The organism is Nonomuraea sp. NPDC003727, assembly GCF_053586935.1.
The window spans coordinates 75,067-86,546 of the sequence record NZ_JBSFNE010000030.1 but is presented as its reverse complement, the minus strand read 5'-3'; the positions used below and the strand labels follow the sequence as shown (position 1 = coordinate 86,546).

Below are 11,480 nucleotides of genomic sequence, written 5' to 3'. Positions count from 1 at the left end.
GCCCGGGACGGCGGTGCTCAGCGCCCGGGACGGCGGTGCTCAGCGCCCGGGACGGCGGTGCTCAGCGCCCGGGACGGCGGCGCAGCGGCGCTCGACGGTGGCGCAGTGGCTCGCGACGGTGGCTCAGCGGCCCTCGAAGGCGGCGGGGCGCTTCTCCTTGAAGGCGCGCGCGCCCTCCTTCGCGTCCGCCGAGCCGATCACCGGCCAGCCGTACTCGTCGGAGACCTTGAGCGCCTCCGGCTCCGGCAGCCCGAGGGTGTCCCGGTAGGTGCGCAGGATCGCCTGGACGGCCAGCGGCCCGGACGCCGCGATGTCGTCGGCGATCTCGCGCGCCACCGCCAGCGCCCGGCCGTCCGGGACGACCCTGTTGACCAGCCCCATGGACAGGGCATCGGCGGCGGTGACGGAGCGCCCGGTGAGCAGCAGGTCCATCGCGTGGCAGTAGGGGATCTGGCGGGGCAGCCTGATCGCGCTGCCGCCCATGGGGAACAGCGCCCGCTTGGCCTCGAACAGGCCGAGCGTCGCCGACTCGGCGACCACCCGCAGGTCCGTGCCGACGAGCAGTTCGGTGCCTCCCGCGACCGCGTAGCCCTCCACCGCGCACACGATCGGCTTGGTGGGCAGGTCCTCGCGCAGCAGCCCCTTCCAGTGGAAGTTCGGGATGGCCGCGGCCCTGGCCTGGACCTCGGGGTCGGCGGACGGCCGGCCCATGGCCTTGAGGTCGGCGCCGGCGCAGAACGTGCCGTCCGCCCCGGTCAGGACGGCCGCGCGGACCCCTGGCTCGGCCGAGACGTAGGCCCAGGCGGAGGCCAGGCCGATGAGCATGTCGGAGGACAGGGCGTTCTTGGCCTCGGGCCGGTTCATGGTGACGATCACCACGTGGCCGTCGCGTTCGACGCGGCAGTGGGGGGTGCTGATCGGCAGGACGTCCATGGCTGACCTCCACGTCATAAACCAAGCGCTTGGTAGAGCTGATCCTCTCAGGGATGCCGGTCCGGCGGAAGGGCGGGTCTTGCGTCGCGCCGGGAGGTTGCCGATCGTGGGGGCGTGGCGTCCTCGTCGGTGCTCCGGCGATAATCAAGCGCTTGCTAGGCTGCCGGGCCCGCGTTAGTCTGCCGTCACAAACGAGAACAGGTTCTCGTTTGCCGTGTTGAGGGAGATCCCTATGGGCACGCTCGGTTTCTGGAGGCTGGCACAGGCTGATCCCGAGTGGATCGCCGCGGTCGATCCCGACGGCACCGAACACCGCGCCGGAGATCTGCTCGCCCGGGCCAACCAGCTCGTCCACGGCCTGCGCGAGCTCGGCCTCCAGCCAGGTGACGGCATCTGCGGTCTGGTCCCGAACGGTGTCGACGGTCTCGTCCTCTACCTGGCGGCGCTGCAGGCGGGCTGGTACTACACGCCGATCAACTGGCACCTGGCCGCCCCAGAGATCGCCTACATCGTGGCCGACAGCGAGGCCAGGGCCTACTTCGTGCACCCCCGCTTCCACCAGGCCGAACCCCTCGTCGAGGGCGCCTCGTTCGCCTTCGGCGACATCCCCGGCTTCCGGCGGGTCGAGGAGCTGACGGAGGGCCGTCCCACCACGGCGCCCCCCGACCGTACGGCCGGCGCCACCATGCACTACACCTCGGGCACCACCGGCCAGCCCAAAGGCGTCAGGCGCAAGCTGTCGGGCCTCGACCCCGACGACGGCGCCGAGCTGATGACGTTCCTGCTCACGCTGTTCGGCATCACGCCCGGCAGGCCCAACGCCCACCTGGTCACCTCGCCCAACTACCACACCGCCGTCACCCAGTTCGGCGGCACGGCTCTGCACATGGGCCACATGCTCGTCTACATGGACAAATGGGAGGCCGAGGAGACGCTCCGCCTGTGCGAGCGCTACCGGGTCACCAACTCCCACCTGGTGCCGACGCACTTCAAGCGCCTGTTGTCACTGCCGGAGGAGACCCGCGCGAAGTACGACCTGTCGTCGCTCCGGTGGATGATCCACGCCGCCGCCCCCTGCCCCGTCCCGGTCAAGTGGGCGATGTTCGAGTGGTGGGGCGACTGTATCTACGAGTACTACGCCGCCACCGAGGGCGGCGGCACGATCGCCACGCCCGACGGCTGGAAGAAGCACCCGGGCACCGTGGGCACCGCGTGGCCGATCAGCGAGCTGCTCATCGTGGACGACGCGGGGGAACCCGTCCCGACCGGAACGCCCGGCACCATCTACATGAAGATGATGGGCGTCGCCTTCGAGTACAAGGGCGACCCGGCCAAGACCGCCGCCGGCAGGCTCCAGGACCACTTCACCGTCGGCGACATCGGCTACCTCGACGAGGACGGGTTCCTCTACCTGTGCGACCGCAAGGCCGACCTGATCATCTCGGGCGGGGCGAACATCTACCCCGCCGAGATCGAGAACGAGATCATGATCCATCCCTCGGTCGCCGACGTGGCCGTGTTCGGCATCCCGGACGAGGAGTGGGGCGAGCAGATCAAGGCCGTCGTCGAGCCCGCCCCCGGCGTCGCCCCCGGCCCCGAACTGGCCGCCGACATCCTCAGGGCGCTGGAGGGCCGCCTGGCCAGGATGAAGTGGCCCAAGTCGATCGACTTCATCGAGGAGATGCCGCGCGAGCCGAACGGCAAGCTGCACAAACGCAAGCTCCGCGCGCCGTACTGGGAGGGCCGTGACCGTGCCATCTGAGCCGGACGCCGGCGTGCCGACGACCGGCGCGCCGACCGCCGAAGGGCCGACAGCAGACGGGCAGACCGGCGCGCTGACCGCCGACCATGTGCTGGAGTTCCCCGGCGGCTACACCAGGACGACGGGACCGGTCATCGGCCGCTTCCTCACCGAGCTGAGGGACGGCAGGCTCGTGGGGGTGCGCACCGCCGAGGGCAGGACGCTGGTGCCGCCGCTGGAGTACGACCCCGCCACCGGCGATCCCGTCACCGGCGAGTGGGTCGAGGTCGGGCCCGCCGGTACGGTCACCGCCTCGGCATGGGTGCGGCGGCCGCTGGACGGCCACCCGCTCGACCGTCCCTTCGCCTGGGCCCTGATCAAGCTCGACGGCGCCGACACCGCACTGGTCCACGCCGTCGACGCGGGCAACCCCAAGGCGCTGCCGCCCGGCACCCGGGTCCGCCCGGTCTGGCGCGCCACCCGCACCGGCCACATCACCGACATCTCCCACTTCGCCCCCGAAGTCACGAAGATCGTCTCGCCGATCAGGACGGCCTACAAGCTGACCGCGAGCCCGGCCCTCACCAGGTTCCTCCACGGCGTCAGGGACGGGATCTTCATCGGCGGCAGGTGCGCCGTCTGCGACAAGGTCTACGTGCCGTACCGCCTGACGTGCCCCGGGTGCGGCAACCCGATCAGCGAGGAGGTGACGCTGCCCGACACCGGCACCATCACCACCTTCGCGATCAACAACCTGCCCGACCCACGCGCCCCCGAGGTCCCGTTCGTCTCGGCCTACATCCTGCTCGACGGCGCCGACATCCCGATGATCGCCCTGGTCGGCGGGATCCCCGCGCACGAGGTACGGCAGGGCATGCGCGTGCGGGCCGTCTGGGTGCCCGAGGACGAGCGCACGCTCTCGATGTCGAACATCAAGTGGTTCGCCCCCACCGGCGAGCCGGACGTGGAGTTGTGATGCGTGACGTGGCCGTCGTGGCCTTCGCCCAGACCAGGCACACCGCCCACGACACGGGACTGTCCGAGCCCGAGCTGATCCTGCCCGTCATCAGGGCGGTGCGGGAGCAGTCGGGCCTGTCGACGTTCGGGTTCACCTGCTCGGGCTCGTGCGACTACCTCGCCGGCGCGCCGTTCTCGTTCGTCTCCGCGCTCGACGCGCTCGGCGCGTGGCCGCCGATCTCCGAGTCGCACGTCGAGATGGACGGGGCGTGGGCGCTCTACGAGGCGTGGGTACGGCTCCAGCACGGCGACGTCGACAGCGCGCTCGTCTACGGCTTCGGCAAGTCGTCGCTCGGCGACCTGCGCACGATCATGACGCTCCAGCTCGACCCCTACTACCTGGAGCCGCTCGGGCTCGACCAGCTGTCCTTCGCCGCGTTGCAGGCCGGCGCGCTCGGCGCCGACCGAGCCGAGCTCGACGCGATCGCCAGGCGCAGCCGTACGGACGGCCTGACCAACCCGAACGCCCTCCACCTGCCGCTGGAGGAGGGCGAGTTCGTGGTGGAGCCGCTGAAGGAGTGGGACATCGCGCCGATCACCGACGGCGCGGCCGCGGTGGTGCTGGCGGCCGGCGACCTGGCCGGGCGCATCTGCTCCCGCCCCGCCTACATCAGGGGCATCGCGCACCGCATCGAACCCCACTACCTGGGCGTGCGCGACCTGTCCAGGTCCGCCTCCGCCGCCGACGCCGCCCGCGCGGCGGGGGTCGGCAAGGGGCCCGTCGACGTGGCCGAACTGCACGCCTCCTTCAGCCACGAGGAGATCATCCTGCGGGAGGCGCTGGAGCTGCCGTCCTCGACGGTGATCAACCCGTCGGGCGGGGCGCTGTCGGCCAACCCGGTCATGGCGACCGGGCTCATCAGGATCGGCGAGGCGGCCCAGCGGATCATGGACGGCGCCGCGGGCCGTGCCGTCGGGCACGCCGCCGGCGGCCCTTGCCTGCAGCACAACCTCGTGACCGTGATGGAGGCGGGATGACCAGTCGGACGAGGAGCGGTGAGCGGCATGGGTAACCGTTGTGCGGTGATCGGCGTCGGGCAGACGCACTACACCACCAAGCGCAGGGACGTCTCCATCGCCGGCCTGGTCCGCGAGGCCGCGCTCCGCGCGCTGGAGGACGCGGGCCTGACGTTCAAGGACATCGACGCGGTCGTCATCGGCAAGGCGCCGGACCTGTTCGAGGGCGTCATGATGCCCGAGTCCTACCTCGCCGACGCCCTCGGCGCGGCGGGCAAGCCGATGATGCGCGTCCACACCGCCGGCAGCGTCGGCGGCTCGACCGCGCTGGTCGGGGCGAGCCTCATCCAGGGCGGGGTGCACGAGCGCGTGCTCGTCGTGGCCTTCGAGAAGCAGTCGGAGTCGAACGCCACCTGGGCGCTGTCGACCCACCTGCCGTTCAACTCCTCCCTGGTCGTCGGGGCGGGCGGGTACTTCGCCCCGCACATCCGCGAGTACATCCGCAGGACCGGCGCGCCCGGCCACGTCGGCACGCTCGTCGCCGTCAAGGACCGCCAGAACGCGCTCAAGAACCCCTACGCCCACCTGAAGATCCCCGGCATCAGCCGCGAGATGGTCGAGTCCACGCCCATGCTGTGGGAGCCCATCCGCTACCTGGAGACCTGCCCCTCCTCCGACGGCGCGTGCGCCGTCGTCCTGGCGTCGGAGTCCGCGGTCACCGGCCGCCCCGCCTGGGTCCACGGTACGGCGATGCGGTCCGAGCCGATCTTCCGCGCCGGCCGCGACACCGTGAACCCGCAGGGCGGCAAGGACTGCGCGGCCGACGTCTACCGCCAGGCCGGCATCGCCGACCCGCGGCGCGACATCGACGTCGCCGAGGTGTACGTGCCGTTCTCCTGGTACGAGCCGATGTGGCTGGAGAACCTCGGATTCGCGGCCGAGGGCGAGGGCTGGAAGCTCACCGAGTCGGGCGCCACCGCCCTCGACGGCGACATCCCGTGGAACGCCTCCGGCGGCGTGCTGTCCTCCAACCCGATCGGCGCCTCGGGGCTGATCCGCTTCGCCGAGGCGGCGCTGCAGGTGCGAGGGACGGCCGGCGAACACCAGGTCGACGGGGCCCGCCGGGCCCTCGGGCACGCCTACGGCGGCGGCGCCCAGTTCTTCGCCATGTGGATCGTCGGCTCGGACAAACCCTGACACCCGTTCGCTGAGAGGCATGCCAGGAGGCCCGATGGAGTTCAACCACGCCGACCTGTTCGAAGGTCTCGCCGACGCCATCGGGGACCGCGTCGCCGTGGTCTGCGGCGAGCGCAGGCTCACCTACGCCGAGCTCGACGCGCACGCCAACCGCCTCGCCCACCACCTGCGCGAGCAGGGGATCGGCCAGGGCGACCACGTGGGCATGCAGCTCTACAACGGCATCGAGCACATCGCCACGCTCCTGGCCGCCCTCAAGCTGCGCGCCGTGCCCGTGAACGTGAACTACCGCTACGTCGAGGCCGAGCTCCTCTACCTCTACACCGACTCCCGCATCGCCGCCCTCGTCTACGACGTGGAGTTCGACGCGCGCGTCGCCGCCGTCGCGTCCCAGGCGCCGGAGCTGCGCCACCTCATCGCGGTGGGCGGCCGGTCGGCCGTCGCGACGGCTGTGCCGTACGAGGAGGCGCTGGAGAACCAGCCGGACACCCGCGGGTTCGAGCCCCGGTCCGGCCAGGACCTCTACATCATCTACACCGGCGGCACCACCGGCATGCCGAAGGGTGTGATGTGGCACGTCGAGGACCTGTTCATGGGCTTCGGCGGCGGCAACCCGTACGGCGAGCCGCGCGAGACCCCCGAGCAGGTCATCGAGGAGGCGGTCAAGGCCGACCCGATCGTCATGATGGCCGTGGCGCCGCTGATGCACGGAGCCACGCAGATGGCCACGTTCATCGCCTGGTGGATGGGCGCGACCATGGTGTACGTCCGCAGGTTCGACCCCGCCGACGTGCTGCGCGCGGTCGAGCGGGAGAAGGTGCTGTCGATGAACATCACCGGCGACGCCATGGCCCGCCCGCTGGCCGACGAGATCGCGGCGGGCGACCACGACCTCTCGTCGCTGTTCGTCATCAGCTCGACCAGTGCCATCCTCAGCGGCGCGGTGCGCGACCGGCTCCAGGAACTGCTGCCGAACACCATGATCCTGGACAACTTCGGCTCCACCGAGTCGGGGTTCACCGCCTCCGGCGTGGCGGGCTCCACTCCGGAGAAGGGGCTGCGCTACCAGCCGAACACGGCCGGCGCGACCCGGCTGGCCGTGCTCGACGAGCGCTTACGGCCGGTCGAGCCCGGCGTGCTCGGCACGCTGGCCAAGGCGGGCCGGATCGCGTTCGGGTACTACAACGATCCGGACAAGACGGCGCGGACGTTCGTGACCGACGAGGACGGGACCCGCTGGCTCCTCACGGGCGACCTGGCGACGGTCGAGCCCGACGGCACGATCAGCGTGTTCGGGCGCGGGTCGCAGTGCATCAACACCGGCGGCGAGAAGGTCTTCCCCGAAGAGGTCGAAGCGGTGCTCAAGGGGCATCCGGCGGTGTTCGACGCGGTGGTGACGGGGGTGCCCGACCAGCGGTGGGGCAACCGGGTCGCGGCGGTCGTCGAGGCGCGCAAGGGCATGCGGGTCACCGAGGAGGAGCTGGACGCGCACTGCAGGAGCAGCCTGTCGGGGTACAAGGTGCCGCGCACGTACGCGTTCGTGGACGAGATGATGCGCTCGCCGGCGGGCAAGGCGGACTACCGCTGGGCCAGGGAGCAGGTCCTCGGCCGTCGATGACGCGGGCCTCCGGGAACGGTGACCCGCGTCGCGCGCCGGGGTCAGGCCCTGGCGGGCTCTCCCGTGAACGCGGCCGCCGCGCCGAGGCCCAGGTAGACGACACCGCTGCTCACGTCGAGGCGGCGCCGGGCGCGGGCCGAGTGGCGCAGGCGTCCCGACAGGGCCGAGGCGAGCAGGGCGTAGGCGCCGTCACTGAGCATCCCGAGCGCCATCCACACCACGCCGAGCAGCACGATCTGCGTCGCCACGGGCCCCGCCTCCGGCTTCACGAACTGCGGCAGGAACGCCAGGAAGAAGATCGCGGTCTTCGGGTTGAGGACGTTCACCACGAACCCCTCCCAGAACACCCTCGACCTCGAGTGGCTGCTCAACGTCGCCGTCTCGCCGTTGTCGGACCTGGTCATGAGCTTGCGCACGCCCAGCCACACCAGGTAGGCGACACCCAGCCACTTGACCACGGTGAACGCCGTCGCGCTGGCCGCCAGCACCGCGCTGATGCCGAACGCGGCGGCCGCCACGTGCACGATCGAGCCGGTGTGGATGCCGAGCACCGAGATCAGCCCCGTCACCCGCCCTTGCGCGACGCTCCTGGTCACGATGAAGACCACGGCGGGTCCCGGCACGAGCAGGAGGGCCATCGTGGCCAGGCAGAAGAGGGCGAGTGTCGCGAAATCCGGCATGCCGCCATGGTAAGAACCGCCGTTCCCCGAGGACAACGGCATTTCGCCAGACGAGACCCGGCTCGACGGGCGTGGTCCGCCCGGACCCCGGCCGAGGGCGCCGGGACGGCCGGACGGTGAGCGGGGTCAGCAGGCGGCGCGGAGGGCGTGGAGGAGGGCGGCGGTGGCGGGCGGCAGGGGAAGGGCGCCGTAGGTGGCCGCGTACACGTGCCGCGTCGACCCGGGGATCTCCTGCGCCGACACCGCCGGGTGGCGGTGGGCGCGCAGGGCGAGCCCCGGCAGCACGGTCACGCCCATCCCCGCCGCCACCAGCGCCTGCACCGCCACGATGTCGTCGCTGGTGAACGAGATCGTCGGCTCGAACCCGGCCTGCGCGCACAGCTCCAGCAGGTGGCTCCGGCACCGGTCGCAGCCGCCGATCCACCGCGAGGTCGCGTGCGAGGCGAGCGTGCCGTGGCCGTCGTGCGTCACGAGGAAGCTGGGGTCGTCCAGCAGGTGCGTCATGCCGATCCCGCTGTCCTCCGGCGCCGTGTCGTCGTACCGGAAGATCACCGCGACGTCCACGCGTCCGGCGCGCAGCAGCCGCAGCGCCTCGGGTGGCTCGGTCTCGGTGAGCGTGAGCTGGAGCCCGGGATGGGCGGCGGCCAGTTGCGCGGCCGCGGTGGGCACGAACGTGCCGAGCGCCGAGGGGAAGGCGGCCAGCCGGACGCGGCCCGAGCGCAGGCCGACATGGGCGGCCAGTTCCTCGGCCGTGGCGTCGAGGCGGCCGATGATCTCCGTGGCGCGGTCGGCCAGCAGCTTGCCGGCCTCGGTGAGGCGGATGCCGCGGCCGACCCGTTCGACGAGCTTGGCCCCCGTCTCGGCCTCCAGCCTGGACAGGTGGTGGCTGACGGAGGGTTGCGAGTAGTGCAGCGCCTTCGCCGCGGCGGTGAGCGAGCCGGTACGCGAAACGGCCACCAGCACGCGAAGCCGTACAACATCAAGCATGTCTATGAATATGCCAAAAAACTTCTGTTGGACCTATCGGTCTAGAGAGAGGAGCGTGGAAGGCATGGACAAGCTGCTGCGCTCCATCAGGGACATCACCGGCCAACGGCTCGACCCGCGCCACACCGCGTTCGCCGTCGCCGACTTCCTGCGGGCGAACCTGCCCGACCCCGCTGACCTGCTCACGCCCGAGGAACGGCTCGGCGATCCCGGCGGCTACGTCTCCACCGTCCGCCACGCCGAGAAGGACTTCTCGATCGTGACCGTGGTCTGGCGGCCCGGCCAGGAGACGGTGATCCACGACCACGTGGCGTGGTGCACGTTCGGCGTGCTCAGCGGGAACGAGCACGAGACCCTCTACCGCGACATGGGCGACCACCTGGTCGAGATCGGCCGTACGGACAACCCGCCGGGAGACGTCTCGGGGTTCGCGCCGCCGGGGGACATCCACAAGGTGGTCAACACCAGCGCCGAGATCGGCGTCTCGCTGCACGTCTACGGGGCCGATCTGAGCCTTTCGGGCACGAGCGTCCGCCGCGTCTACGACCTGCCGGTCCGGTCACTGGCCGCCTCGGGTCCCGCCTGATCCACCCGCCGCCGACCGGGTCAGAAGTTGCTGGTCACCGCGGTGAAGATCTGGTCGATGCTGCCCGGTTCGCGGGAGTCGTAGGCGGCCGCGCTGGTCGTCTCCGAGATCTCGCGGAGCACGTCGAGGTCGGCGTCCTCGCCGTACGCGATGGTGAACACCCTGATCGACCGCTCCCGCAGCTCCCGCAGCAGGTCCTCCAGCGCGATGCTGTGGGCGTCCTCGTTCTTGCCGTCGGTCAGGAACACCACCGCGTCGATCGCCTCGCCCTCCCGCACGGCGGACACGTGCCGGTAGGCGGCCAGCGTCGTGTCGTAGAGCGCGGTGCCGCCCCTCGGAGAGAGGCTCCGGATGTCGCGGGCGAGTTCGGCCCGGTGGACGCCGGTCATGGCCGTCATCGGCGACAGCTCGGCGTGCGTGCTGGAGAACCGCCACAGGCCGACCCGGTCCTGGCCGCCGAACTGGGGGAGCGCGTTGACGGCGGCCCGCCTGGCCAGATCGAGCTTGGTCCTGCCGGTGCCGGGCACGTCGGCGCCCATGGAGCCCGAGGTGTCGAGCACCATCAGCACGTTCGCGGGCTTGCGCAGCTCGCCCCAGCTGCGCAGCAGCGTGTCCAGCACCTTGGGCGCCGGAGGCCGCAGCACGGCGGCGGGCTGGTGCGGCAGCAGGCCGTTGTCCTCTGTGATGAGCTCGCCCGCCGTGCCGTCGTGGCCGCGGAAGGCGTGCGCGGCGAACCGCGCCTGCTGCTCTGGCGCGCGCAGGTAGTCGAGGAAGCCGCGGGCGGTCGCCCGCTTGGCCTTGCCGGCCCAGCTCAGCACCGCGAACGGGTTGTCGGAGTAGAGCGTGCCGTCCTTGGGGTAGACGGCGACCAGCGGGACCTTGGGCCTGGCGTGCCGGCCGAGCGTGGCGGGGTCGCCGGTCGGGTTGCCCTGGTTGTAGTCCCACACGGACTTCTCCTCGACGGTCACCGCCGAGATGTAGCCGAGGGCGTGTCCGGCGTCGTCGGCCCGGCGCAGGTTCGACAGGAAGGTCAGCGTGGTGTCGCCGTAGTGGACGATGGAGCGTTCGAGGTCCCGGATGAAGCGGCGGGTCCGCGCCGCGGCGACGTCCGCCTCGGTCAGGTCGCCCGACAGGCCGCCGGTGGCGGCGACGTAGGCGCCGATGGTGGCGTTCATGCCGCTGGTGGAGAAGTTGGGATTGGTCTTGCCGAGCCGGAAGCGGCCCCACTCGGGGTGACCGTGCGCGGCCCAGCCGGCCGGGTCGGTGGCGAGCCTCGCGAGGTCGGCCCAGCCGATCGCCTTGTCCGGCCAGCCGAGCGCCTGCGCCATCGGCTTCGGCATCGCGATCACCAGCGGGGTCTTGGCGATCGAGGGGTTGTCGTCGCCGATGATCCGGCCCTTGCCGCCCTTCTCGGTGCGCCGGCGGACCACGTTCAGCCAGCTGCTGCTGGCGGGCGACCACACGTCGGGGCGGGGGCCGTCGCGCCGCTCGTCCCAGCCCCGGGCGAAGGCCTGCAGCGCCGAGCCGCTGGTGGTGATCCTGATGTCGGCGCAGTGCTCCGACTGGTACGCGGCGGCCAGCTCGCGTAACAGCCCCGCCTTCTCCACCGAGGCCAGGACCGTCAGCCTGGCCCCGCACGCCCGCGGCACGGGCTTTTCGCCGTCGATGCCGCCGTACCAGGTCCGCAGGCCCACGATGAGCGCGCCCACCACGATGATCACGACGACGACCGGTGCGAAGCTGCGCCTCATACCATCTCGACGA

10 protein-coding genes are annotated in these 11,480 nt (G+C 71.5%); 6 read left to right on the top strand and 4 right to left on the bottom strand.

Annotation, left to right across the window (positions count from 1 at the left end; genetic code table 11):
• Window positions 1–123: 123 nt before the first annotated feature.
• Window positions 124–933: a crotonase/enoyl-CoA hydratase family protein gene (locus ACWDLG_RS41840; protein ID WP_449930721.1), complete on the bottom strand. Its 810-nt coding sequence runs from the start codon at window positions 931–933 to the stop codon at window positions 124–126.
• Between the two features lie 232 nt (window positions 934–1,165).
• Between ACWDLG_RS41840 and ACWDLG_RS41835 the strand changes: the two genes are divergently transcribed.
• The 5 genes from ACWDLG_RS41835 to ACWDLG_RS41815 all read left to right on the top strand — a co-directional run bounded on the left by ACWDLG_RS41835 (window position 1,166) and on the right by ACWDLG_RS41815 (window position 7,463).
• Window positions 1,166–2,695, top strand: coding sequence for an acyl-CoA synthetase (locus ACWDLG_RS41835; protein WP_449930719.1), 1,530 nt, complete (start codon window positions 1,166–1,168; stop codon window positions 2,693–2,695).
• A gap of 73 nt (window positions 2,696–2,768) precedes the next feature.
• Window positions 2,769–3,650 (top strand): Zn-ribbon domain-containing OB-fold protein, encoded by an 882-nt coding sequence (locus ACWDLG_RS41830; protein WP_449930723.1) that lies wholly within the window; start codon window positions 2,769–2,771, stop codon window positions 3,648–3,650.
• Entirely contained in the window at window positions 3,650–4,669 is a 1,020-nt protein-coding gene (locus ACWDLG_RS41825; RefSeq protein WP_449930717.1) for a lipid-transfer protein, read from the top strand. Before ACWDLG_RS41830 ends, ACWDLG_RS41825 begins: the two co-directional genes overlap by 1 nt.
• 27 nt (window positions 4,670–4,696) lie before the next feature.
• Window positions 4,697–5,845, top strand: coding sequence for a thiolase domain-containing protein (locus ACWDLG_RS41820; protein WP_354911298.1), 1,149 nt, complete (start codon window positions 4,697–4,699; stop codon window positions 5,843–5,845).
• Window positions 5,846–5,879: 34 nt separating this feature from the next.
• Window positions 5,880–7,463, top strand: a complete 1,584-nt coding sequence (locus ACWDLG_RS41815; protein WP_449930715.1) for an acyl-CoA synthetase — start codon at window positions 5,880–5,882, stop codon at window positions 7,461–7,463.
• Between the two features lie 41 nt (window positions 7,464–7,504).
• Here the strand turns inward: ACWDLG_RS41815 and ACWDLG_RS41810 are convergent, their stop codons facing one another.
• Together ACWDLG_RS41810 and ACWDLG_RS41805 are read right to left on the bottom strand one after the other, a co-directional pair.
• The gene (locus tag ACWDLG_RS41810) at window positions 7,505–8,143 is read right to left on the bottom strand and encodes a LysE family translocator (RefSeq protein WP_449930713.1); all 639 of its coding nucleotides are present in this window, start codon (window positions 8,141–8,143) and stop codon (window positions 7,505–7,507) included.
• Window positions 8,144–8,269: 126 nt separating this feature from the next.
• The gene (locus ACWDLG_RS41805; protein WP_354911304.1) at window positions 8,270–9,130 is read right to left on the bottom strand and encodes a LysR family transcriptional regulator; all 861 of its coding nucleotides are present in this window, start codon (window positions 9,128–9,130) and stop codon (window positions 8,270–8,272) included.
• A gap of 64 nt (window positions 9,131–9,194) precedes the next feature.
• Between ACWDLG_RS41805 and ACWDLG_RS41800 the strand changes: the two genes are divergently transcribed.
• Window positions 9,195–9,716, top strand: a complete 522-nt coding sequence (locus tag ACWDLG_RS41800; RefSeq protein WP_449930711.1) for a cysteine dioxygenase — start codon at window positions 9,195–9,197, stop codon at window positions 9,714–9,716.
• A gap of 20 nt (window positions 9,717–9,736) precedes the next feature.
• Here the strand turns inward: ACWDLG_RS41800 and ACWDLG_RS41795 are convergent, their stop codons facing one another.
• Entirely contained in the window at window positions 9,737–11,467 is a 1,731-nt protein-coding gene (locus ACWDLG_RS41795; protein ID WP_449930709.1) for an extracellular solute-binding protein, read from the bottom strand.
• Between the last annotated feature and the right edge of the window lie 13 nt (window positions 11,468–11,480).